This window comes from Corallococcus sp. NCSPR001 (assembly GCF_017309135.1).
Classification (GTDB): Bacteria; Myxococcota; Myxococcia; order Myxococcales; family Myxococcaceae; genus Corallococcus.
Genome location: NZ_JAFIMS010000002.1, coordinates 2,788,208 through 2,811,952, shown reverse-complemented (window position 1 = coordinate 2,811,952; position 23,745 = coordinate 2,788,208). Strand labels below are relative to the sequence as shown.

The 23,745-nt window shown below is 70.1% G+C and carries 21 protein-coding genes; 7 read left to right on the top strand and 14 right to left on the bottom strand.

What is annotated here, in order from left to right:
* Position 1: 1 nt before the first annotated feature.
* The 7 genes from JYJ93_RS13660 to JYJ93_RS13630 all read right to left on the bottom strand — a co-directional run bounded on the left by JYJ93_RS13660 (position 2) and on the right by JYJ93_RS13630 (position 8,446).
* Positions 2-1,309, bottom strand: coding sequence for a porin (locus JYJ93_RS13660; protein WP_206790849.1), 1,308 nt, complete (start codon positions 1,307-1,309; stop codon positions 2-4).
* A 200-nt stretch (positions 1,310-1,509) separates the two neighbouring features.
* Positions 1,510-1,833 carry a protealysin inhibitor emfourin gene (locus tag JYJ93_RS13655; RefSeq protein ID WP_206790848.1) on the bottom strand — a complete coding sequence of 108 codons (324 nt, stop codon included), beginning with the start codon at positions 1,831-1,833 and terminating at the stop codon, positions 1,510-1,512.
* Positions 1,834-1,850: 17 nt separating this feature from the next.
* A complete protein-coding gene (locus JYJ93_RS13650) occupies positions 1,851-3,005 on the bottom strand; it encodes a M4 family metallopeptidase (protein WP_206790845.1) in 1,155 nt (384 codons plus the stop codon).
* Between the two features lie 138 nt (positions 3,006-3,143).
* Positions 3,144-5,222, bottom strand: a complete 2,079-nt coding sequence (locus JYJ93_RS13645) for a hypothetical protein (RefSeq protein WP_206790836.1) — start codon at positions 5,220-5,222, stop codon at positions 3,144-3,146.
* A gap of 169 nt (positions 5,223-5,391) precedes the next feature.
* Positions 5,392-6,528 carry an ABC transporter permease gene (locus JYJ93_RS13640; protein ID WP_206790834.1) on the bottom strand — a complete coding sequence of 379 codons (1,137 nt, stop codon included), beginning with the start codon at positions 6,526-6,528 and terminating at the stop codon, positions 5,392-5,394.
* Positions 6,525-7,451 (bottom strand): ABC transporter ATP-binding protein, encoded by a 927-nt coding sequence (locus JYJ93_RS13635; RefSeq protein WP_206790832.1) that lies wholly within the window; start codon positions 7,449-7,451, stop codon positions 6,525-6,527. The genes JYJ93_RS13640 and JYJ93_RS13635 overlap by 4 nt, the downstream gene beginning before the upstream one ends.
* A complete protein-coding gene (locus JYJ93_RS13630; RefSeq protein WP_206790830.1) occupies positions 7,448-8,446 on the bottom strand; it encodes an HlyD family efflux transporter periplasmic adaptor subunit in 999 nt (332 codons plus the stop codon). Before JYJ93_RS13630 ends, JYJ93_RS13635 begins: the two co-directional genes overlap by 4 nt.
* 328 nt (positions 8,447-8,774) lie before the next feature.
* Here JYJ93_RS13630 and JYJ93_RS13625 point away from each other — a divergent pair, with 328 nt between their 5' ends.
* From JYJ93_RS13625 to JYJ93_RS13610, 4 genes are all read left to right on the top strand, one after another.
* Positions 8,775-10,112 (top strand): HAMP domain-containing sensor histidine kinase, encoded by a 1,338-nt coding sequence (locus tag JYJ93_RS13625; protein ID WP_206790828.1) that lies wholly within the window; start codon positions 8,775-8,777, stop codon positions 10,110-10,112.
* A complete protein-coding gene (locus tag JYJ93_RS13620; RefSeq protein ID WP_206790826.1) occupies positions 10,109-11,479 on the top strand; it encodes a sigma-54 dependent transcriptional regulator in 1,371 nt (456 codons plus the stop codon). Before JYJ93_RS13625 ends, JYJ93_RS13620 begins: the two co-directional genes overlap by 4 nt.
* A gap of 120 nt (positions 11,480-11,599) precedes the next feature.
* Complete coding sequence (locus JYJ93_RS13615) at positions 11,600-12,043, top strand: putative immunity protein (protein WP_206790824.1); 444 nt, start codon at positions 11,600-11,602, stop codon at positions 12,041-12,043.
* 103 nt (positions 12,044-12,146) lie between these two features.
* Positions 12,147-13,025, top strand: a complete 879-nt coding sequence (locus JYJ93_RS13610) for a hypothetical protein (RefSeq protein WP_206790822.1) — start codon at positions 12,147-12,149, stop codon at positions 13,023-13,025.
* On the opposite strand, the gene aac(3) is transcribed toward JYJ93_RS13610, so the two are convergent.
* The gene (aac(3), locus tag JYJ93_RS13605) at positions 13,006-13,824 is read right to left on the bottom strand and encodes an aminoglycoside 3-N-acetyltransferase (protein ID WP_206790820.1); all 819 of its coding nucleotides are present in this window, start codon (positions 13,822-13,824) and stop codon (positions 13,006-13,008) included. The genes JYJ93_RS13610 and aac(3) overlap by 20 nt on opposite strands.
* A gap of 206 nt (positions 13,825-14,030) precedes the next feature.
* Here aac(3) and JYJ93_RS13600 point away from each other — a divergent pair, with 206 nt between their 5' ends.
* A complete protein-coding gene (locus JYJ93_RS13600; protein WP_206790818.1) occupies positions 14,031-14,264 on the top strand; it encodes a hypothetical protein in 234 nt (77 codons plus the stop codon).
* Between the two features lie 59 nt (positions 14,265-14,323).
* Here JYJ93_RS13600 and JYJ93_RS13595 read toward each other — a convergent pair whose 3' ends face one another.
* Positions 14,324-17,854 (bottom strand): VIT domain-containing protein, encoded by a 3,531-nt coding sequence (locus JYJ93_RS13595; RefSeq protein ID WP_269012788.1) that lies wholly within the window; start codon positions 17,852-17,854, stop codon positions 14,324-14,326.
* 245 nt (positions 17,855-18,099) lie between these two features.
* On the opposite strand from JYJ93_RS13595, the gene tam reads away from it, so the two are divergent.
* Together tam and JYJ93_RS13585 are read left to right on the top strand one after the other, a co-directional pair.
* On the top strand, positions 18,100-18,873 hold the full coding sequence (gene tam / locus JYJ93_RS13590; RefSeq protein ID WP_206790813.1) for a trans-aconitate 2-methyltransferase: 774 nt from the start codon (positions 18,100-18,102) through the stop codon (positions 18,871-18,873).
* Between the two features lie 100 nt (positions 18,874-18,973).
* A complete protein-coding gene (locus tag JYJ93_RS13585) occupies positions 18,974-19,495 on the top strand; it encodes a hypothetical protein (protein WP_206790812.1) in 522 nt (173 codons plus the stop codon).
* Positions 19,496-19,515: 20 nt separating this feature from the next.
* On the opposite strand, the gene JYJ93_RS40005 is transcribed toward JYJ93_RS13585, so the two are convergent.
* The 5 genes from JYJ93_RS40005 to JYJ93_RS40000 form a co-directional block, all read right to left on the bottom strand.
* Positions 19,516-21,195, bottom strand: a complete 1,680-nt coding sequence (locus JYJ93_RS40005; RefSeq protein WP_206790810.1) for a hypothetical protein — start codon at positions 21,193-21,195, stop codon at positions 19,516-19,518.
* 37 nt (positions 21,196-21,232) lie between these two features.
* Positions 21,233-22,078, bottom strand: a complete 846-nt coding sequence (locus JYJ93_RS13575; RefSeq protein WP_206790808.1) for an alpha/beta fold hydrolase — start codon at positions 22,076-22,078, stop codon at positions 21,233-21,235.
* The gene (locus JYJ93_RS13570) at positions 22,075-22,683 is read right to left on the bottom strand and encodes a TetR/AcrR family transcriptional regulator (RefSeq protein ID WP_206790798.1); all 609 of its coding nucleotides are present in this window, start codon (positions 22,681-22,683) and stop codon (positions 22,075-22,077) included. Before JYJ93_RS13570 ends, JYJ93_RS13575 begins: the two co-directional genes overlap by 4 nt.
* 67 nt (positions 22,684-22,750) lie before the next feature.
* Positions 22,751-23,134: a hypothetical protein gene (locus tag JYJ93_RS13565; RefSeq protein ID WP_206790796.1), complete on the bottom strand. Its 384-nt coding sequence runs from the start codon at positions 23,132-23,134 to the stop codon at positions 22,751-22,753.
* 62 nt (positions 23,135-23,196) lie between these two features.
* Positions 23,197-23,616 (bottom strand): MarR family transcriptional regulator, encoded by a 420-nt coding sequence (locus JYJ93_RS40000; protein ID WP_206790794.1) that lies wholly within the window; start codon positions 23,614-23,616, stop codon positions 23,197-23,199.
* Between the last annotated feature and the right edge of the window lie 129 nt (positions 23,617-23,745).

Here is a 23,745-nt window from a genome sequence, read left to right as displayed (position 1 = left end):
CTCAGTAGTTGAACTGGAGCTGGAGGCGCGTCACGTGCCCCTGCTCCTGTGCATACGGGTAGCGCGACGAGGTGCGGTCCGCGATGACGTAGGCGGCCGTCAGCTCCAGCGCCTTCCAGATCTGCCACTCCGCGCCCAGCTCCAGCTCGCGCACGTCGTAGAGGGGGGCGTTGGTCTCGAACTTCTTGCCGCCCTTGTAGAGCGTGCCGCGCACGTAGGGGATGAGCGACACGCCCCCCACCCCGTCCAGCTTGTACATGAGCTGCGCGTAGCCGCCCTGGAGCTTGCGGCTGTCGATGAGCAGCGCCTCGTCCGGGAACGAGCCCTGCGACGGCCCGCGCCCGAAGTTGTATTCCGCCTGGAAGCCCAGCGGCTGCGGGTACACGGTCAGGCTGACGATGCCGCGGGCATCCACCATGTTCGGGCCCCGCGCGAGCGCATAGGCCGCGTCATCGCGCGGAGTCGCGGTGGTGTTGAAGCGGCCGTAGTACCCGCCGACACCGGCCTCCACGTACTGGGAGCCGAAGAGGAAGGGATAGGTGACGCGCGCGACGGCGTGGGGGCTGTTGTTGCGCTCGGCGCGGTTGGCCGCCTGGCCGTTGAAGACGCCCAGGCCCACGACGCCGTAGTCGCCAGAGCCCTTGAGGCCGCTGTCGACGAGGAACTTGAAGCGCTCGCGGATGTGCGCGGGCGCCCAGTAGAAGAACACGCCCAGGTCGCGCTCGTCCTTCAGCGCGCTGTTGATGCCGTCGTTGCGGTCCAACGCCAGGCGGTTCTGACTGGACTGCAAATTCTCGAAGCCGAAGGGCACCTTCGACTGGCCCACGCGGAAGCGGAACTCCTTCTTCGCGTCCACGAAGATGTCCGCGTACCAGTCCCGCATGACGGCGACGTTGTACTGGTCACCGATGACGGAGGCGAAGTCCGGCTGCAGGTAGATGGACACGTGCGGGTGCACGTCCCCGAAGACGACGAGCCGCGCGCGGCGGATGCCGAAGCCGGTGTCCTTGCCCAGGAAGCGGTCACCCTGCTCGTTGATGAGCGCGTCGTTCACCCGGAAGCTGGGCAGCCGGTTGTAGCGGACCTGCGTGTAGCCCCGGAGGCGGAGGGTCTCGTACCAGGGCTTGGTCTTCTCCTTTTCCTTCTCCTTCTCCTCCGCGGGAGGCGGCAGGGCGGCGGGAGGCACGGCCTCGCTCTTGGGAGCGGGCTCGGGCGGGGTCTCCTGGGCCAGGGCGGAGTGGGAGAAGAGGAGCGCGGTACCAGCCAGCAGGGCCTGAAGGACGGAGCGGTGGGACGAGGCGAAGGACATGGGTGCGTGAGAGCCGGCGGGGAACAGGGAAGGACCCGCCCGGTCCCGATGTGGCGCTCCCGTTACCGAATGGCGCCGCCTTCCGCCACGCACCGCCCCCTGTTGTTGCCACACCGTTACCGGCGCCCTCGTCCTGTCACATGAACGAGCGAGCCGCGTCACACGTTCGTGACACGGGGGGAGAACGTCCTCCGCACTCGCTAGGGAGCGCGCTGCTCCTGCTCGGCCTTCTGGATGAGCGCCAGCAGGGAGCGCAGGTGCGGCTCCGTCACCGGCTCCACCAGCCGGACCGAATGTTTCCTCCCGCCGTCATCCTCGATGGTGACGGCGTAGCTCGTCCGGTCCGCGCCCGCCGTGGGACCGCCGCCCACGGTGGCCGGCTGTTCGAAGAAGCGGGCCTCCCGCACCTCGCGCTGGAGCGCCTCCGCCGTGGCGGGAGGCAGGGCCGTCAGCTCCACGGTGCGAGGCCTGGTGAGGCCCGGGAAGAAGGCGATGCCTCCCTCCCGTTTGAGCTGGATTCGCATTCCGTCGACTCCAGGGTTCAGTGCTTGCGCTGCACCGGCTGCTGCGCGGCCTGCTTCGGCACCTGCGGCGTCCAGGCCGGCGCGCCCGCCCGCTCCTTGGAGACCTTGATGCCCACCTGGTTCCACGCGTCGCGCACGATCTGCTCCTCGTCGCCGCTGTCGTAGAGCCGGACGGCCGCCGTCACGGTGAGCCGGGCGAAGGAGAGGAACGACGCGTTGGGCTTCAGCCGGGAGTCACGCAGCGTCTCCAGCCAGATGAGGCCCGCCTTCTCCCACGCGTAGCCCTTCAGGTTGATGGCCGCGAGGCAGAAGGCCTTGTTGGGGATGCCGGAGTTGATGTGCACGCCGCCGTTGTCCTCCCACGTGTTCACGAAGTCCTTCATCAGGGCCGGCTGCGGATCCTTGCCCAGCACCGGATCATCGAACGCGGTGCCGGGGTCCTTCATGGAGCGCAGGGCCTTGCCCTTGACCTTGTCCGTGAGGAGCCCCGCGCCGATGAGCCAGTCGGCCTGGTCCGCCGTCTGGTTCAACAGGCGCTGCTTCACGAGCGAGCCGAAGCAGTCCGACATGTGCTCGTTGAGCGCGCCCGCCTGGGAGAAGTAGGCAAGAGGGCCCTCGTGCTCCGTCACGCCGTGGGCCAGCTCGTGCCCGATGACGTCCACGGAGATGGTGAAGCGGTTGAACAGGTCGCCGTCGCCGTCGCCGAACACCATGCGCTCGCCGTCCCAGAAGGCGTTGTCGTAGCCGCTGCCATAGTGGACGTGGCCGTTCAGCGGCATGCCGTTGCCGTCAATGGAGTTGCGCCCGTAGACGTCCCAGTAGAGGTCGTAGGTCGCGCCCAGGCCGACGTAGGCTTCGTCGACCGCCGCGTCGCTGACGTCGTCCGACCCCTCCTTGCGGACCACCGTCCCCGGAAGGGCTTCGGTGTTCTTCACGTCGTAGACGGTGCGCAGCTTCTGGCTCTCCACGACCATGGGGCCGGGAATCAACCGCTTCGCGGCCTGCGGTGCACCGCTGCTCGACAAGCGGATGGCGCGCAGGGTGTTGTCGATGGAGAGCGTCCGCAGGGCCTGCGCGCGTTGCTGCGGGGAGCCGTTCTGCGCAATCTGCCGGCTGACGTACGGCGGCAGGATGCAGTGGTGGGAATGCCAGATCCGTGTGTTGCAACACATCACCCGTCTCCTTCTGATGGGGGTACCAGAAGACGATGGTGATGATGCAAGGCCGTGCTCGGGACACGGCACGGCAGGGGCTCCCCGGCCGCCCGGGAGCCCCTGCGGCGTCACGCGCTCAAGCCTGCTCGCGTGGTGTCAGGGTCTGTGCAGGACGGCCGTGTCCCCCACCATCCACAGCTCCGACGAGGACGGCGCCCACACGGCCCGCAGGACGCGGCGGGTGCCGGTGGTCTCCGAGGTCCACTTGCCGCCGTCGAAGCGCAGCAACGTGCCGTTGTCGCCCACCGCCCAGATTTCGGTGGCCGAGCGTCCCATCAGCCCGTTGAGCTGGGACGTGGTGCCGCTGGCCATGGGGAGCCAAAGCGCGCCGTTGTAGCGCAGCAGCGTGCCGTCCGCGCCCGCGGCCCAGACGTCGGAGGGCCCGCTGCCCCACACGGCCTTCAGGCCCTTGTTGGTGTTGGAGGTCATCGTGCTCCAGGCGGTGCCATCCCAGCGAAGGATGGTGCCGGCGTCGCCCACCGCGATGGCCAGCGAGGGCCCCTGCACCCAGACGGCCTGGAGCGCCGCCGTGCTCTCCGTGGGCTTGCGCGTCCAGGCGGCGCCGTCGAAGTGGATGGCCTGGCCGGAATCGCCCACCGCCCAGATGTCCGTCGCGGACGAGCCATGGATGGCATTCAGGGCCAGCGAGTTCTCCGACTGGTGCTGCGTGATGAAGCGGGCCCCGTCGAACCGGTAGATGCGGTCATGGAACGAGGACGTCACCCAGACGTCGGTCGGCGAAGCCGCGTAGACGCCCGAGACGCTGTCGACGGGGGAGAAGTCCAGCTGCGGCTCGATCCATCCGCCGCCGTTCCAGTGCAGCACGCGGCCCGGGGAACCCACCGCCCAGACGTCCGACGGCCCCGTGCCATGGATGGCCCGCGCCACACTCAACGTGCGCAGCGGCGCCTGGGAGGTCCACACCTGCCCGCTCCACTTCTGCACCTGCCCGCCCGAACCGAAGGACCACACGTTGTCAGGCCCGCTGCCGGCGATGGGCCCCACGGCGTCCTCGTCCGTGTCCGTCCACTTCGTGCCGTTGTAGACGTAGCCGAAGTCCTCTCCGCCCGACAGCACCAGCGAGGGCGACGCGGCGTACACGTAGAACAACTGATCCGACGAGCGCAGGGACTGCTCGATGCCCGCGGGCGTGGTGCGGAACACCTGGCCGAAGTCGTCGCAGAAGATGCAGGGGTCATCCGAGGCGACCGTCCAGACGTCGTCCGGGCCGGTGCCCGTCACCTCGTGGAAGTCGATGTCCGTGGTGCCCGCGTCGATGCCGGAGACCGCGTTGCCGTCATACCGGCGCAGCGTCCCGGACTGCCCCACCATCCAGACGTCCGCGGGCCCGCTGCCCCACACGCCGTTGAGGTCCTTCGTCGTGGCCGCGTCCACGCCCTGGAAGCCGCTGCCCTGGTCGCGCCGCACGGTGCCGCCCGCGCCCACGGCCCAGATGTTCCCCGGCCCGGAGGCCCACACGGAGTTCAGGTCGCGCGTCGTGCCGGAGCCCACGGCGGAGAAGGCGCTGCCCGTCGTGGAGTGGAGCACGGTGCCGCCCGCGCCCACCGTCCACACGTCCGTCCCGGAGAGGGCGTGCACGTCGCGCAGGGTGTTCAGCGTCCCGCTGCCCACGCGCGTCCAGCGCGTTCCATCCCAGTGCTGGATGAAGCCGTCCTCGCCCACGGCCCAGCCGTCATTGGCCGCGCTGAAGTGCGCGCCCTTGAAGCTGTAGCCGTGGGGCAGCGGATACTCCCAGCACCAGCCGTCACTGCACTCGCGCGCCTCCGAGGGGATGCCGCAGGTCTGCGCCACGCCGCGCCCGCCGCACACCTCCGGCGCCGCGCAGGTGCCGCAGGAGACGGTGCCACCACAGTTATCCGGTTCGGTGCCGCACTCGTTCCCGGGGCTGCACGCCGTCTTGATGTCGGGGCAACCGCAGACGTTGTCCTCGCCGCCGCCGCCACAGGTGGCGGGCGCTCCGCAGGTGCCACAGTCGAGCGTCTTGCCACAGCCGTCCGTCGCATCGCCGCAGTTGAAACCCTGCGACTCGCACGTCCTGGGCACGCAGTCGTCATCGTCGTCCCCACAGCCGGCGGCGAAGGACGCCACGAACAGGGCCACGAGCAGGCGCGAAGTCCGCACCGCACCTACCGCGAAGAAGTCGTCACGGGACATGGGCATCTCCAGACCGGACGCGGGGCCGACCCCCCGCGAAACCACGTGAAACCACATGAAACGTGGCTCCGGTGCGGAAGTAAGGTTGCAAACAGCGGTCCGTTTGGATCGTCCGTCCGTCCAGGCCCCCCACTTTCGCGGCTGCGTCATGCTCGACGTGTGGCGTCAATCAATCCAACGTCGTGCGTGACCTCGCGAGTGCCGCACCGGCCACGGCGAGCACGAACAAACCCAACGCGAGCAGGTCGTTCCCCATGTCCGCGAGCACCTGATCCTTGAGCAGCGCGCCCCGGACGATGCGCAGGAAGTGGGTGACGGGGATGATCTCGCCCAGCACCCGCGCCCACGGCGGCAGGCCCAGGAAGGGGAAGGCGAAGCCGGAGAGGAAGATGGACGGCAGCATGTAGAACATGGACATCTGCATCGCCTGCAGCTGGCTGCGCGCCACGGTGGAGATGAGGTAGCCCAGGGACAGGTTGCCCACGATGAACAGCACGATGCCGCACGCCAGGGCCAGCCATCCCGCGGGCGTGCGCGCCATGGGCACCGAGAACAACCCCCGCGCCATGCCCAGCACGACGACGGTCTGCACCAGCCCCACGACGACGTAGGGCGTGAGCTTGCCCACCATGATCTCCGCCGGGGTGGCGGGCGTGGACAGCAGCGTCTCCATGGTGCCGCGCTCGCGCTCACGGGTGACGGCCATGGCGGTCATCATCACCAGCGTCATGGACAGGATGATGCCCAGGAGGCCCGGCACGATGTGGACCGGCGAGCGGCTCTCCGGGTTGTAGCGCCGGTGCACCACCACCTCGAAGGGGGGCGCGGTGGACCGGGGCGGGCCCAGACCCAGCCGTTCGTTCCGCAGCGCCTCCGAGGGCAGCACGCTCACCGCGGCGAGCGCCCCCGCCGCGGCCTGCGGGTCGGACGCGTCCGCCTCCGCGAGGATCTGCGCGCGCTCCCCCTTGAGCACCCGCCGGGTGAAGTCCGGAGGGATGGTGATGCCGAGCATGACCTGTCCCCGGCGGATGAGCTGATCCAACTCCTCGTCGGAGCGCGGCAGGTAGCGCACGTCCACGTAGCCGGTGCGCTCCAGCGCCGCGACGACGGAGTTCGCCACGGTGCTGGTGTCGTGGGACAGCACCGCGGCGGGCAGGTGCCGGGGGTCCATGTTGATGGCGTAGCCGAAGATGAGCAACTGCATCACCGGCATGAGGAGGATCATCGCGTAGGTGATGCGGTCGCGCCGCAGCTGCGTGAACTCCTTGAGCAGCACGGCCAGGATGCGCGGAAGCGAGCCCGTCATGACGAATACCGTTCGTCGCGTTCGCGACCCATGAGCTGGATGAAGACGTCCTCCAGGGAGGGCGTCACCTCGCTCCACCGGTAGGGCTCCTTGCGCCAGGGGCCGAGCGCGGCCTCCAGGGCTTCGCGTTTCAGGCCGCTGACGTGCACGGCGGCGCCGAACGCGGAGGCGCTGAGCACGCCGTCCGCCTGGGCCAGCAGGTGCGCCGCGCGGTCGATGCCGGGCCCCTCGCCCAGGAACGTCACCAGCCCGGAGTCGCGGATGAGCGCGTCCGCCGTGCCCCGCGCGATGAGGCGCCCATACAGGATGTACCCGATGTCGTGGCAGCGCTCCGCCTCGTCCATGTAGTGCGTGGACACCAGCACCGTGAGCCCGCCCGCGGCGAGCGTGTGGATTTCGTCCCAGAACTCACGGCGGGCCTTGGGGTCCACGCCCGCGGTGGGCTCGTCCAGCAGCAGCAGGCGGGGCTCGTGCAGCGTCGCGGCGGCCAGGGCCAGGCGCTGCTTCCAGCCACCGGAGAGCGCGCCCGCGAGTTGATTCCGCCGGTCGAAGAGGCCCAGCCGGTGGAGCGTGTCCCCCACCCGTTCACGCCGCTGGTCCAGGCCGTGGACGCGCGCGACGAAGGCCAGGTTCTCCTCCAGCGTCATGTCCTCGTAGAGGGAGAACTTCTGCGTCATGTAGCCCGTCTGGCGCTTGATGGCGTCACCCCGGGCGCGGAAGTCCAGGCCCAGCACGGTGCCCTCGCCGCTGTCGGGCGTGAGCAGTCCGCACAGGAGCCGCAGCGTCGTCGTCTTGCCGGAGCCGTTGGGGCCCAGGAAGCCGGTGATGCGTCCGGCGTCCACGGCGATGGAGACGTCCCGCACGACGTGCCGGTCGCCAAAGGACTTGTTGAGCCCGCGCACGTCGATGGCCCGCCCGTTCATCGGTCCACCTGCACGGGCGCCTGCGTCAGCGGCGTCACGTCGATGGGCTGCCCGGGCAACAGGCGCGTGGGCGCGGAGGGCACCGCCTCCAGCAGGAACACCAGCTTCTGCCGCGTCTCCAGGCTGTAGATGATGGGCGGCGTGTACTCCGGCCGTGAAGCGACGAAGTCCACGCGGGCGGTCATCCCGGTGTCGCAGCCATCGCACGCGATGGCCACGTCGGTGCCCGGCGGGAAGGACGCCACCCTCCCCTGCGGCACGTAGAAGCGCACCTTCAGCTTCGCGTCCGGGATGATGCTGACGACGGGGGCGTTGGGCATGGCCCACTCGCCCTGCTGGAAGAGGACGTCCTCCACGCGGCCCACCACGGGGGACACGGGCGCCAGCTCCACGACCTGTTGCTCCGCGGCGGTGACACCCGCGCGTCCGCTGGCGAGCTGGGCGCGGACAACCTCCAACTGCGCGCCCGCCGCCGCCACGTCCGTGCGGGCCGCGTCGCGCTGGGCATGGGCGCGCGTCGCCGTGGCGCGCAGCAGGTCCAACTGCTGGGGCGTCACCGCGCCCTCCATGGCCTTCTGGACGGCGACCAGCCGGGCCAGCTCCGCGTCCGCGCGGTCCGCCTCCGCCTGCGCCGCGGCGAGCGAGGCACGCGCCCGGGCCACGTCCGACTGGCGCGCGAGCAACTGCGCTTCAATCTGCCCCACCTGCGCCCGCGCCTGGTCGGCCCGCGCCGTCAGCGACGTGGGCTCCATGCGGAACAGCGGCGTGCCCACCTCCACGCGCTGTCCGCGCACCACCGCCACGGACGCCACCATGCCGGCCACCGGCGAGGACAGATAGACGTTGTCGCTGACGACGTAGCCGGTGAAGCGCGGCGGCGGCTCCGGGGCCGGCCGCCGCAGCCACAGGATGCCGCTGATGATGACGGCGACGAGCACCGCCCCCGCGACGATGCCCCGCTTCGAGTGCTTCCTCTTGCTGCCCGGTCCCGACACCCGTGCCTCCTGGCGCGGCCTCGCCGCGATGGGAGCGCCCCCCGAGCGCGGCGTGGCCACGCTACGCCTGCCCGGCCCGGGGGTCCGCGTCCGGCTCACGGGCAGGTCCTCAACCCGTGTCCTGGCGTCACCTTGAGCACTGGACGTGCCAGCACTGAACGCCAGGGGAGCCCCCGGGGGCAGGGCCTTCCCTGTTCGGATTTCCGACGCCCGGCGCCGGGTCCCCGGACACGAAGAGCGCATGGAGGAAGGAGCCCCGGGGCACGCGGGCTGGGGCATCCGCCTTGCTTGGGCATAGGGTAGCGCCCACGGTCCAGGAGGACGCGCCTTGCATTCCCCAACCCAGCCCACGACCGCCGGAATCGAGCAGGTTCAACGCGAGGCGTTCTCGCGGCTGTTCCGCCAGGTGACGCGGGTGCTGACGGTCCTGAGTCCCCTGCCGGTGGTGATGGGTTCGCTGGGGCTCATTGGAGACACGGCGGTGTGGCGCCGGTGGTGCGTGGCGCTCGCGTTGGCGCTCGTGGTGGTGGGGCTGGGGGTCGTCACGGCGTGGCGGCGTCAGCCGGTGGTGACGCATGAGTCGGGCAGGATGTTGCCGCTGGTGGCGTTCCCCCTGTTCACGGTGGTGAACCTGTCACTGGGAGGACTGGAGAGTCCGCTCATTCCCCTGGTGCTGCCGGTGTCCCTGGCCACGGCCATCCTCTTCACGCCCGCGCGGGCCCGCAGGTGGGCGGGCTACCTGCTCGCGCTGGTGGGCGTGCAGGCGGCGGTGACGCTGACGGGCACGGTGGAGGACCTGGTGCCCCCGCTCTTCGGTGGAGGCCCGCGCGCGGGGCACAACACCGCGCTGCTCCTGACGATGCTCGCGGTGACGGGGTTCCTCGTCCTGTGGACGAACTTCGTCGGCACGAACCTGCGGCGCACGTTCCGGGGCATGGTGCGAACGGCGCTGGATGCACGGGATGAAGCACTGAACGCCCATGAGGAACGGGTGCGCTCGCTCACCACGCTGTCGGGAGAGATTGCCCACGAATTGAAGAACCCGCTGGCGAGCGTGAAGGGCCTGGCCGCGATGATTGCCCGCGAGGTGGAGGGCCGGCCCGCGGAGCGGCTCGCGGTGCTGCGCCGGGAGGTGGACCGGATGCAGGAGATCCTCGAAGGGTTCCTCAACTTCTCCCGGCCGTTGCTCCCGCTCAATGAAGCCCACGTGCCGCTGGATGGCCTGTGCCGGCAGGTGGCGGAGTTGCACGAGGGCATGGCGGGAGAGCGGGGCGTGGGGCTCAGGGTCGCGGAGGGGCCGCCGGTGGAGGCGTGGTGCGACGCGCGCAAGGTGCGGCAGGTGTTGATCGACGTGGTGCAGAACGCGCTGGACGCCGCGCCTCGGGGAACAACCGTGGAGCTCCAGGCATGGACGTCACGGGAAGGTGGCGGCCGGGTGGAGGTACGGGACCGGGGTCCCGGGCTCGCGGATGAGGTGCGTGAGCGCGTCTTCGAGCCGGGCATCACCACGAAGCCCCACGGCTCCGGCCTGGGCCTGGCCCTGTCGCGAGCGCTGATGCGCCAGCACGGCGGAGAGTTGAACCTGCGCGCCCGTGAGGGCGGAGGCTGCGTGGCGGAGCTGAGCCTCCCGGCCGCGCAATCACCGCGAAAGGAGGCCCTGCCATGAAGGCCCGCGTGCTGGTAGCGGATGACGACGCGGGCGTGCGCTACACGCTGCGCGGCTTGCTGGAGGATGACGGGCTCACCGTGGAGGAAGCCGTGGACGGCGAGGCCGCGCTCGCGCGGCTGGACTCCGAGCCGCCCGTGGATCTGGTGCTCAGCGACCTGCGCATGCCGCGTATGGATGGCATGGAACTGCTCCGCCGCGTCGCCGCGCGTCCGCATGCGCCCCGCGTCATCCTCATCACCGCGCATGGCTCGGAACGTCACGCCGTGGAGGCGATGAAGCTGGGCGCGCTGGACTACTTCCGCAAACCCTTCGACGTGGACGACGTGCTGGCCGTGGTGCGCCGGGCGCTCGGGAGGGTCCGCCTGGAGGCGGAGAACGAGCGGCTGTCCGGCGAGGTGAACCTGCTGCGCTCGCTGGTCTTCGTGTCACCGTCGATGGCGCGGCTGGCCCTGCTGATCCAACGCGTAGGCCCTCGCGACGTCACCGTGCTGATCACAGGAGAGAGCGGCACCGGCAAGGAGCGCGTCGCAGAGGCCTTGGTGCGCGCCTCCCCGCGAGCGGACAAGCCCTACGTGCGTTTCAACTGTGCCGCCCTCACGCCGGAACTCGCGGAGGCGGAGCTCTTCGGCCATTCGAGAGGCGCGTTCACCGGTGCCGTGCGAGCCCGGCCCGGCCTCTTCCGCGAGGCCTCCGGAGGCACGCTGCTCCTGGACGAAGTGGGAGAGCTCGCGCTGCCCCTCCAGGCGAAGCTCCTGCGCGTCTTGCAGGAGGGCGAGGTGCGGCCCGTGGGCGAGGACCGCTCCTTCCCGGTGGACGTCCGCGTCCTGGCCGCCACCCACCGCGACCTGCCCCAGCGCGTGGCGGAGGGCCGCTTCCGCGAGGACCTCTACTACCGCCTCAAGGTCGTGACGCTCCAGGTGCCCCCGCTGCGAAGCCGCCCGGAGGACATCGCCGCGCTCGCGAGGCACTTCCTCGCCCGCCACACCGAGCGCTTCCACATGCCACCGGTGCCCCTGACGCCCGCCCTCCTGGAGCGCCTCACGGCCCACCCCTGGCCCGGCAACGTCCGTGAGTTGGAGAACGCCCTGGAGAGCGCCGTGGTGCTGTCCGCCGACGGGACCCTGGACCTGGAGCTGTTGCCCGGAGGCACCAGCGCGCCCACGCACCAGGCTCCGGCCCACACCGGCACCACCTTGCGCGAGAAGCTGGATGCGCACGAGCGCGAGCTCATCCTCGCGGCGCTCGCGGCGTCCAAGGGCCAGCGCACGGAGGCCGCGAAGGCGCTGGGCATCGGCCGCGCGACGCTGCACGACAAGCTCCGCAAGCACGGCCTCCTGAACGAAGGCGAGGAGCCGGAGCGCTGAAGGCTCACGGCTCCGGCGCGGTCTTCCCCTTACACATGAAGGCAGTCGAGCCACACATTGACCTGAGAGGCGGGAATGACAGTGAATACGCAAGCAGTGTGACGCCGGGAGGGGCTGAGCATGGAGCTCGACAGGTCCGACCATGAGTGCCTGGCCCGTTGGGCCGCTGACTGCGCCGAGCGGGTCCTCCCCTGCTTCGAACAGAAGTTCCCGGAGGACCACCGCCCCCGCCACGCCATCGAGGCGGCACGGGCGTGGCAACGGGGAGAGCTGCTGATCACCGATGTGCATGCGGCGGCCATCGCCGCGCACGCCGCTGCCTCGGATGCCGCCGCGCACGCCGCCGCATGCGCCGCGGCCCGCGCCGCGGGACACGCCGCCGCTACCGTCCACGCCGCCAGCCACGCGTCACAGGCCGCTACCTTCGCGGCCACCGCCGCCGCCCATGGCGTGGGCGACGTCTCGGACGCCGCCGAAGCCACCGCCCGGGAACGCGACTGGCAGCGACAACATCTGCCAGAGCACCTCCACGCCGTGGCGTTTCCTGCCCGGAACAATCGCTGAACGCACTGCGCGTGCGCGACGCATTCCGGCCATGCCACCCACCCGGCATTGGCTCCGCCGCGTCATTTGACAAAACCAGCAAAATCAGACTTCCATTTTTACCATGAACTTCAGAAAGCCAGTGTTGTGCACGGTGGTGCTGGCCTCCGTCGCGTGCGGCGGCGAGGCCTTCGAGGGTGAGACGGTCGCGGCGGAGGATCTGGCCACCACGCGGCAGGCGGCCTTCTCCGGCGTGAACGGGACGGTGTGCGAGGAGAGCCCGTACAACTGCAAGCTGCGGCCCTCTGGCGGCAACCGCGTGCAGACCAACGACCCGGACGATGACGACTCCTGGGGCATCACCACGGGCGTGCCCATCCGCGACGGCAACGGGACCGTGGTGGGCACGTCCACGCGGACGCGCTCCCTCTTCAACTACGGCCAGACGCGCACGTTCGCGGGTGAGCTGCACGCCTTCGCGACGTCGACGTCCAACTCCAGCTCCGGCTGGCTGCCCATGTCCGCCATCCTGGGCCTCACCTCCTTCCAAGAGAAGGTCGGCCACGTCTCCGCGCTGAGCTCCGGGCTGAGCAAGATGGCGTGCTACGCCGTGCGCAACTGGCACGACCCGGCGCTCGAAGTGAAGAAGGTGGTCTACGACACGACGTCGTCCAACGAGCGCGCGGGGGACTACCTGCCGCTCGTGCGGGCCAACGGCCTGCGCTCGGCGAACCTCACCTTCAACGTGCCGGGCTTCGGCTTGGGCGGCGTCGCGGTGGACCACTTCCCCGCGGGCACGAAGTTCCAGCGCCTGGACGTGCCGACGAACTCGGGCGCACCGTCCATCGACATCCCGCTCTGGGTGCTGGACAGCGCGGGGCGCTACCGCCAGCAGTCCGGCACCATGAAGTTCATCTACGGCTATGTCATCGCCGCCACCGGCACCCGCCGCAACGGCTGGATGGCCTATGACGCGCTCGAGGTCAGCTCCGGCTGTCCTTGAGCCTGGGGTACGCCTCCAACCATGCGACGCCCCGGTGCAGCAGCCGCCGGGCGTCGAAGAGATGCGACACGGCCCGGGCAACGCTTCCGGAGCGGCCGATTCCCTCCGCGAGGCATTGCTCTCCAATGCGCGTGAATGGGTCCACGCTGGACGCGCGCAGGGCGTCCGTCACCGGCTCGCTGGTATCGAACTCCTCGAAGTCCACCCAGCGCCGCTCGCCGTCGACTTGGAGCGGCCGCTGGTAGCGGACCACGCGCTTGCCGGGGAGGTCCGCCAGGTGCTCCGCGTGGTGCAGCAGGGTGAGCGTCTCCAGCGGCGCCCCGAGCATCAGCACCTTGCCCTCCGCCTCCACCAGCCGGGCCAGCGGCGAGCGTGGGCCATAGCCATACTGGAAGGCGTGGTCCGCGCAGAGCCACTCCGCCCGAGGCCCGATGGCGACCATGCCCGCGTCCGGATGGTCGCTGCGGACCGCGCCGGGCCAGGTCCTGAGCGTCTCCGCGAGGATGCCGTGGTCGCGGGCGGCCCGCGCGGTGCGCTTGTCGAAGGTGGGGATTTCATCGCGCAGGCGCGCGTCCTCGAAGTCCTCCGGCTCCACGCCCATCTCCCAGTCCAGATAGGCCATGAGCGTGCCCCGGCGGCCCACCGCGTCTTGCAGCGCCTGCACCACGGTGTTCACCCCGCCCAGCACGGGCCCCAGGCTCCGCAGGCCGGCATGGACCATCACCAGGTCACCCTCCTCCAGGCCCAAGCGCCGCAGGTCCTCCCTCAGCCCGGTCCGGGTGGCGGGGGTCTTCGTCATGGGTCTCCATCCTTCCTCTCGCAGGGCGCTGAAGGATAACAATCGCTTCGACAACGGCCACGAGCGGGTGCTCGAAAACAATGTCCGCCACGGGTCTCCGGGGACCGCGTGGCTTTCCTGGAGACGCCTGCCCATTGTCCTGCATTGAAAGACAGCGCTATCCTGGCGGGGCAGCACCCATTCCCCCAAAAGACCAGGAGAAGCGAATGCGAGTGGCAATCATTGCCGGACTGATGGCCGTTGGACTGCTTGCGGGCTGCGGCGGCGCCGAGGAGATGGAGCCCATGAGCCCCGAGGAGACCCAGCGCGTCGTCGAGATGGCGGTCCCCAGCGCCTGTACCGACGCGTGCGACCAGAAGTATTACCAGTGTTACTTTGGCGGCGGCGACCCCTACTACTGCAACAGCTACCGCGCCTACTGCATCTCGCAGTGCCCGTGATGGCGTGAGCTGAAACGCTGGCGGCGTGCCCGGCATGGGGCACGCCGCGCGAGCGGATGTCACGGTGAGGGTTGCGCCGTCACGCGGTCCTTCGACGCCACCAGCTCCTCGCGCCGCAACAACAGACGCGCGTTCGTGTTGGGCAGGATGCGCACCTGGAAGCGCCGCTGGGCCGCGTCGTCGGCCGTGAAGACGTTCCGGTCGCTCACGAGCAGCAGCGCGGTGGGCACCACGTACCGCGACGAGCGGTTGCCGTAGTAGTGCACCAGCACGTGGTACGGCCCCGGCGCCGCCTTGCGCGCGTGGTACAGCTCCGGCCCCAGGCCATCCGTGATGTCCCAGTACAGCTGCCCGCCCAGCGACGTCTGCTTGTGCTGGTAGAAGCACTTCTCCCCGTCCGGCTCGATGACCCACAGGTCGATGTCCGTGCTGTCCGAGTTCCAGTGCGTGGTGAGCTGGTAGTCGATGGGCCGGGCCTCCGCGAACATCCCCTCGCCCAAAGGTCCCTTGAGCCCGGCGCGGCGCGCCTTGAGCACGGAGGCCACCTGCGCGAGCCGGGGCTGCCGCTCCAGCCCCGCGAGCATCCGGGCGTAGTGGAAGCCCGCCACCGTCCGCAGCTCGTCGCCATGACGCTTCCAGGGACGCGCCAGGACGATCTCGTAGTTCCGGGCGGCCTCCGAATAGCGCCCGGCCGCGTCCAGCGCGAGCGCCTCCTCCAGGAAGGCCTGCGCCTCGAAGGGGCGGCTGAGGCGCACGTGCTCGAAGAGCTCCGCCGCCGCCGGGTACTGCCCCAGCGCCAGCAGTCCGTACCCCACCAGCCGCAGCGCCTCCGCGTCGCGAGGCCGCAGCTCCACGGGCGACGACAGCGCACGCACCGCGCCCCAGGTGTCCCCGGAGAAGGCACGCCTGCGCGCCACGGCCTCGTAGATCATCACGTCGTCGCGGTTCTCCCGCCGAGCCTTGCGATAGGCCAGCTCGGCCTGGAGCCGCTCGTCACCGCCCGCGTAGGGCGCGTCCTTCAGCGGCTGGCGCCGCAGGAGCGCGGGCAGGCCCTTCTGCCCGGCGAGCTGGGCCACCACCGCGCGGCCTTCGGCGGGCACGCCATCCAGCGCGATGCCCAGGAGCTTGTCGCGGCGCTGGTCCTCTTCCCTGCGACGCAGCGACTCCAGGTTCGCCAGGTCCACCTGCTCGTCGCGGACGGCGTAGCGCGTGTAGTCACCCTCGGACTCCAGCACGAGCATGGACGCGCGGGCGTTGGCCAGGCGGTAGTGCTGGCTGAGCGCCACCACCATCCGGTCCAATCGCTCGTCATCCAGGGACACCAACTGGGACACGAAGAGCTCCGCCCACGCCCGGGGCGCGAACCCGCTGCCCCCGTATCCATGCAGGGGAATGCTCAGGGTGCGCTCGGGCCCGGTGCCGGCCTGGGTCACCACCTCCAGCGCCGCTTCGCCCTTGCCCGGCAGCCGCCCCGCGACCTGGAGCTCCTGCCCGGGGAAGACGAGCCGGGGCCGGCCCGCCACCACCAGGTCCTTCACGTCCGCGCCCACCACCGACACGCGGGACAGCACCACGGACGCAGCGCGATGCGCCTTCGCCGCGGCATCCACCTCCGCCGCGGAGAGGACGGTCACGACACGCCCACCACTGGAGCGCGCCAGCGCGTCGAAGAGCTCCGTGTTCACCGCCGCCTCCCCGAAGCGGTACGTCACCCAGCGCAGGGACTCCGCGCACGGGTGCCGGGAGAGGAGCGCGTCCACGCGGCTCTGCCCCCACGTGATGTTGCCGTCGGAGAGCAGGAAGGCCGTCACCCGCTCCCCCGCGGCGGAGGGCTTGAGCCATTCACGCCCGGCCCGGTCCAGTTCGTCCAACGCGCCATCCACATGGGACGCGCCCTCCAGGAAGACGCGCTCCAGCTCCGCGAAGCTGGCCTGGCGGTTCGCCGCGTCGTTGGGGCGGAAGCCCGGCCCGTGCAGCCAGCGCGGACGCACGTCGAAGAGGAGCACCGCGTACTCCTTCAACGTCGCGTCCTTCTCCAGCAGGGCGCGCAGCGTGGCCGCCTGGATGGCCCAGGCGTTGCCGTCCTCGGCGGACAGCGACGTGTCCACCACCAGCACCGCGCGGCCCGTGGGAGGCCCCTCCGCGCCAGAGGTGAGCCGCTCCGGCAGCCGCACCCGCGCGTGGAAGGCGCGGCCCGGAAGGCCCGCGTCGTCCGAGCCCACCAGCACGTCCGCGTCCTTCTCCCGAGGTGCCAGGGCCACGCTCAGCGCGCCGTCCCCGGAGAGGTTGGGAATGTCCTGGACCCACCAGGCGTCCAGCTTGCTGCGCTTCAAAACCACCGCCTCCGGCTGCACGAGGATTTGCGAGACCAGGTTGGGGTCCACGTGGACGCGGGCGCTGACGCGCAACTCCTTGCCCGCGTCCGGAGGCAGCGGCCACGTGTAGCGCAGGTGGGTCCCGTCGAAGAGCAGCGTCTGCTCATACGCGATGACAACGCGCTTGAGGGACTTCGGCGGCAGCGGGAAGACCCGGGCGCTGAAGGTGGACGCGCCCGACCATTCGAGCAGCGCGGGGTCCACGTTGCGGCGCACGACGTCCTCGTACACCTCCCGCGCGCGCTTCTGCTCCACGACGCGGGCCTCCTGGATGTCACCCCAGGAGCGCTTCGCGCCACGGACCGAGGGCGGCGCGGAGGCCGAGAGCCGCTCCGGCTCCGCTGGCGCATCTCCCAAGGGAGGCAGCAGGTCCGGCGACTGGAACAGCGAAGGCGTGTCCACCGCCACCGCCCCCGAGTACAGCGCGAAGCCCGCCACCGTCGCGCCGCCGGGCAGCGGGTAATAGAACGTGCCTTCGAGGCTGCGGCCGGAGTCGTTCTCGAAGAGGTGATCCACCACGGTCCGCGCCCGGGCCCCCTGGATGTACGTGACGACGCGCACGGCGCGGGCCTTGAGGGGCTGGTAGCGGCCGTCATCCCCCATCACCAGCACCTTGGCGGCGCGAGGCGCGGCCTCCACGCGGGGCAGCACGGGCTTCGGGGTTTCTTCAGCCTTGGCGGCCTGCTTCTTCGCGGGCTTCAGCCCGGCCCTGGAGCCAGGGGCAGCAGCGCCACCGCCGCCGCTACCGAAGCCCCTGATGCCCTGCATGATCTGATTGCGGCGCTCCTCCGAAGGCGGTGCGGCACCCGAAGGGGCCGGCGCTCCAAGCAGGCCTCCGACGACGCCTCCGATGACGCCCCCGGCCACACCGCCCTCCACCCCGTCCGCTTCCGGCTCGGCGGAAGCCTGCGCGGCGGGCATGGCCGCGAGCCGTGCACGGTCCGCGCGAGCATCCCGCTGGCGGCGCTCCATCTCCTCCCCCATCGTGGCGTCCAACAGCTCCGCCTCCCCCAGCCCCGGGGCCTCGCGGGCGCGCGGGCTCGCCGGAGGGGGTGCGGCCACGCGCGCGGGGTCCTCCGGTGGGCGGGCGGCGGTTCGCGAGAGCGCCGCGACCTCCTCTTCGGAGAGCACCTTCGGATCCGCCACGGAGTCACGCAGCGCAGCGAGATCCACCTCACCCGTGTCCGGTTGTCCCGCGACGGTGGCGGGGGCCACCAGACCCGCCTGGACGAAGGGCGCGGGTGTTTCAGCCGGGGCAGCGGCCTTGGGAGGAGGAACCTCCGCGTCCCGTTTGCATCCCGAGGCGAGGACCCCCATCAGCAACACGACAGCGGAAGCACGATAAAAGCGCATGGTTGAACGCTAACCCATCCGAGAATGGCAGGCTCATGCCCGCCAAGACATGGACAACCCATGACACCGCCATGACGCGGTAGGTTCCCAAGAAAAAGGGGACGCCCATGGATTGGTCAGCGGCGCAGTACACGCGATTCGAGGACGAACGGAACCGCCCCATCCGGGACCTGCTCGCGCGGATTCTCACGGCCGACGTGAAGCGCGCGGCGGACATCGGCTGCGGTCCCGGCAACTCCACGGAGCTGCTGCGCGCCCGCTTCCCCAACGCCGCCGTCACCGGAATGGACAGCTCCCCGGACATGCTCGCCGCGGCGCGCAAGCGTCTGCCGGACGTGCGGTTCGACCTGGGAGACATCGCGACCTGGAGCGACCCGGGCCCCTACGACGTCATCCTGGCGAACGCGGTGCTGCAGTGGGTGCCGGACCACGGCACGCGGTTCCCCGCGCTCCTCCACAAGCTGGCGCCGGGTGGAAGCCTCGCGGTGCAGATGCCGGACAACCTGGAGGAGCCGTCCCACCGGCTGATGCGGGAGACCGCCAGCGCGGGGCCCTGGGCGGACAAGCTGAAGGCAGCCGCGAGCGCCCGGACGGAGCGCCATGATGCCGGCTGGTACTTCCGCGTGCTGCGCGACGCCGGAGCCACGGTCGACGTCTGGCGCACGACCTACTTCCACCCGCTGACCGGAGGCGCTGGCGCGGTGGTGGAGTGGTTCAAGGGCTCGGGGCTCCGGCCCTTCCTCGAACCGCTCGACGCGGGAGAGAAGACAGACTTCCTCGGCCGATACCAGGAAGGGATTGCCCGGGCCTACCCTGCGCGGCCCGACGGGACGGTCCTGCTGCCCTTCCCCCGGCTGTTCATCGTCGCGACAGCGGCCTAGCTGCGTGGCGTCTCCCGGGCCCCGGTACAATGGCCGGAACGCGTTCCCACTGCTCGCATAGGCTCCCCAGAACACCCGCCCCGCTCATCAAGGACGCCTCATGCGCTTGAACCTCCTGCCCGTCATCGGATTGCTCTTCCTTCCTGCCTGTGACTCCAAGTCGGAGCAGGCGGAGGGCGTGGGGTCCTTGCAGGGCGACATGGCCTTCCCGGTGACCTGGTCCGGCGAGCTCCTGCCGCGCAACCCCGACGGGGGAACCGCTTTCTCGATTGCCGTCCTGGCCGACAGTGACTTCTCCGGGCTCTGCACGACCCCAGCGGACGCCGGCTATGTCCTTCCGCCGTCCCGCTTCGCATCGGTCTGGGTCCTCGGCCCCCCCGCGACAGGGACCTTCGAGGTCGGCACCGATACCGGTCCCGGGTTCGTCCAGATCCAGCAGCGTCTCACGGACGGAGGAACGGAGACGCTCGCGGTGGCCACCAGCGGGAGCATCCAGCTGACGACCGCCACGACGGACCGGCTCGTGGGAACCTTCGATGTCCAGGTCCTGGAGAAGTCCAACGGAACGAGGACGGCTCTGTCGGGAACCTTCGACGCCCCCTTCTGCGCGAACCGGAAGTGAGTCCTCCGGGCGCCCCTGAATCAACCGAGATCCAGGCCGTACTGCGCGGCGGTCAGGTACTGGAGCATGACGAAGTAGACGCTGGAGGAGGCCTTGTGTCCCGAGGCCCCTCGAAATGATTTGATCATCTCGTTGCGCAGGTCCCGCAGCTGCGTCTTGTTCTTCGAGCGGTTGTCCGTGAAGGGATTGCTCAGCTCCGACACCAGGCCGCACGCATCGGCGAAGGCATCGAACGACGCCCCGTCCATGTCGTCCAGGACCGCGTAGTCGTCCTTCTTCTTTCCACTGCCCTTGACCACGTCCGCCCAGAGCTGCGCGCGCAGCCGCGCCCGCTCTTCCGAGACGCTGGTGATGAGCGCGATCTTCAGGTGCGCCGCGAGCGCCTCCGCGGCCCAGTCCCCACCGGGCCGCACCGACGCGCCCCAGGCCCCGACGGGGTTGAAGTCGAACGTGGGCCAGAAGCCCGGGTCCGCGGGCAGGCCCATGTGGCTCTCCTTCCGGATGAGCCCGACCAGCCCCTTGCGCACCTCCACCGGCTCATGCGCGTCCGGGAAGGCGAGCGTGCAGTCCTTGAGGGGGATCTCCACGCCCAGATGGCACGGCGACGTGAGCGGATGGGTCGTGACGCCCACGATGGAGTTCACGGCCGTCACCGCGGAGGTCTTCACCTTCTTGCTGTTGTGGACGGCGTCGTACGGCGAGAAGTAGTGGAACACCTGCGCGGGCCCGCCGATGTGCAGCTCCAGCTTCTCCTTCGACTTCTCCCCCAGCACCACGGGCGGCGCGGAGATGGCGTAGCAGCAGACGCTCACCCGGCTCTTTATCTTCGCGTAGACCTTCTCCAGCAGCTCACCGCCCGCCAGGTCCAGATAGGCGCACTGCGCGAGCGCGCCGCCCAGGCTGTGGCCGGTGAAGACAATCTCCCGGGGAACGCGGCCGTGCATCGCCTCCAGGCAGGCCGCCGCCAGGGACTCCTGGCAGCTCGCGTAGGCGTACCAGAAGCCAGCGGAGAGCGTCGCGTTGCTGAACCGGCCGACCTTCACCTCCTTCAGGTGGTTCATGTCGGTGACCCAGTCCGGGCTGCCCGCGCTGTTGACCAGCGCCTGCCCCAGCGCGCGCCCGCCGCTGCCGCTCCGGCTCCCGCGGAAGACGACCGTCAACCGCTCGAGGTCGGGGTCGTAGATGGCGGCGCCCATCCAGCTGGGCCAGCCCGCCGTGGGATGCGTCTGCGTCATCCCCGTCTTGCCCTGGAAGTAGCAGCACCGCTTCGAACCGGTCGCCGCGGCGTGCTCCAGGCCCAGCAGCGTCTTCTCCCCGAAGAAGTCCTCGACCTTGATGGGGATGTCCTCCCCTTCCAGGTCCACGCCCTTCGAGAAGGAGATGGAGCGGTCCAGCGGCCGGGGCTGGAAGAGGATGTAGGGAGCGTCTTTCGTACCGCCCCGGTACACGACCCCGTTCGTGGGGTCCGGCGGAGTCTTCAGGTCGTATTCGATGGGGTCGAACTTGTGGATGTCCGCTTCGCTGCCGAGCAGCTTGTGCACCTGCGCCAGGACGCGGTCCCTCGCGCCCTGCCACATCCCGGCCCCGTGGGATTCGTAGAACGGATCCATCGGGTAGACACAGCCCTGGGCGTACGCCTTGTAGGCGAAACGGCAGTACTCCAGCATGTCCAGGGCCGTCTGGGCATTGGGATGAGGCACGGGGTGACTCCTGGGGAGCAACAGCGGACGCCGTGGATCAAACGGGCGCTGGTGACAGGGAGTCAATGGAGCGGGGCTGACCCACACGGGCCAGTTGTTCCATGAGCGCGGCACCCACCGCGTCAGGCGCTTCCAGCTGCGGGAAGTGGCCCACGTCCTCCAGCTCCAGCACCCGCGCGTGGGGCAGCGCCTGCTTCCACCGCGACAGGTGCTCCGGCTTCACGACCTTGTCCGCCTTGCCCCAGACGACCAGCGCCGGGATGTCCGCGAGCCGGCCCAGGCCCTGCCCCTGCTCATCCATCCACGGGCCTTCGTGGGAGATGGAGCGCGCGAAGCCCCACGTGCCCATCCGTGACGCCCGGTCCGGGAATTGAGACATGAAGGACTGGTGCAGCTCCCGCGTCAGCTTCGCGCGGCGTCCCCAGGACATCTTCACCAGCGTCCGCGCGGAGAAGTTCCAGGACAGATACAGCCAGCGCATCAGCGCGTTGTCGACATTGGGGCCCTTCAGGTCCCACAGCCAGCTCTGCACCACGGTGAGGCTCAGCACCCGCTCCGGCGCCGCGATGGCGAGCGGCAGCGCGATGGGCCCCCCGAAGTCATGCACCACCAGGTGGAAGCGCCCCAGCGACAGCTGGTCGAACCACGCGCGCAGGTTCTCCACGTGCCAGGGCAGCGAATAGGTGCGCCAGTCCCCGGGCCTTTCGCTGTCACCGAAGCCCAGGTGCTCCGGCGCGAGCACGCGGTACGACGGCGAGAGCCGCCGGGCCACGTCCCGCCATTCACGCGAGGACGACGGCGTTCCATGCACCAGCACCACCGGCGTGCCCTGCCCCTCCTCATGCCACGCCATCTCACCGCCTGGGACCTTCAGCCGCTTCATGGGGTGTCTGCCTTTCGCTTGCGTGAGGGAGCCGCGGGCCACCTGCGGGCCGCGGCCTGAATCACCGCGGCGGCGGGGTAGCCGCCTTCGTGCTGCACGTATTGCTGGGAGATGCCTTCCACCAGGGCGAAGAGCACCCGCGCCTCGATGTCAGGCTCGGGCACCCCGCGCGCCGCCAGCGCCTCCTTCAGCCGCTGGTGCGTGGCGTCCAGGAAGTGCTCCAGCGGCAGCTTCAGCCGCGCCAGCACCTCCGGCTGGTGACGCAGCCCCTGGCTCAGCCGCCAGAGGTCCCGGTGCGCGTCCAGCATCTCCACGGCGGACGTGAGCAGGGCCGTGACGAAGCCCCGCGCGGAGGGCTCGCGGTCCGCCGCCTCCAGCGTGTGCGCGACGTCCAGCATCGACGACTGCATCAGCGCGGAGAGCACCGCCTCCTTCGATTCGAAGTGCGAATAGAGCAGCCCCACGGCGATGTCTGCCTCCTGCGCGAGCGCGCGGACGCTGGTCCCATCGAAGCCGTGCCGGGAGAAGAGCCGCACCGCGGCCTGGAGCACGCGCTCCCGCGTCTTCTCCCGGAGGACTGCATTGGCGTCAGCCGTACGAGGCATGCCTCGCATCATTGAGTGAACGTTCGCTCAATGTAAAGGACCCAGTCCGGCACGCCGCCCCGGCCCCCTACGGCAGGGGCTGTACGTCCGGCTCGACGAACCGGGCCCGCGCCTCCGCGCCGAAGAGGACCTCGCGCGAGTAGTGGTCCACGAGCAGGTCCTTGCGCAGGAACCGCGGGTTGTCGTGGATGAACGCGGTGAAGTCGTGGCCAGGGCTTGCCGCTGCCCGCGCACTGACCAGCCGGACCCACGCGACCGTCATGGTCTCGTGGTACTTCTCCGGGACTCCGAGCCGGCCCGTCAGCGCCCGCAGGCCCGCGCGGGTGAGCTCGACGGCCGCGTCACGCCCCGCCCTGAGCGTGTAGAGGTAGACCACCCGCACATGGTCGAGGTGGGCGAAGCCGCTCAGCTCCCCGCGCGAGAATCGTTCGAGAAAAACGCCGTCGTCCATGACCCTTCCCTCCTCCTTCGTTACTACGAAAACGTATTACACTTTCGTAGTAAGCGAAAGCTTCAGGAGAGATCGGAGAGCCGCTTCATCAGCGCGGTGTGCCCCCGGACGGCGTCACGGCCTGCTTCCGCGAGCTTCGCGTCGACCTTGGAGAAGGCCGACTCCGCCGCCTTGCACTGGACGGCTCCGGAGTCGGTGATCGCGACCAGCAGGGAGCGTCCGTCCTCGGGGTTGCGGGAGCGCCGCACGTAGCCGTGCTTCTCCAACCGCGACACCAGGCTGGTCGCCGTGGACGCCCCGATGTGCAGCGTGGACATGACGCCGGTCATCGTCATGGCGCCCGACGCCAGCACGGACAGCAGGACCGCTTCACCGGCGCTGAGCCCGGTGGCTTCGAGCTCGGCCTCCAACAGCCTGGCCGCCTTGTGACCGCCGACCAGCAGCCCCGCGGTCAATCCCACCATCGACTTCGATGCAGCCACCGTTCGTCCACCTCCATCCAGCCGACAGTGTGTCAGTTCGCGCTCCCGTGCGGGGCCCCACGGGATTGACCGCTTTTTCATGAAAATATAATTTCACCGCTTGTGCGAGGGCTTCCGTCCCGGTGCCCG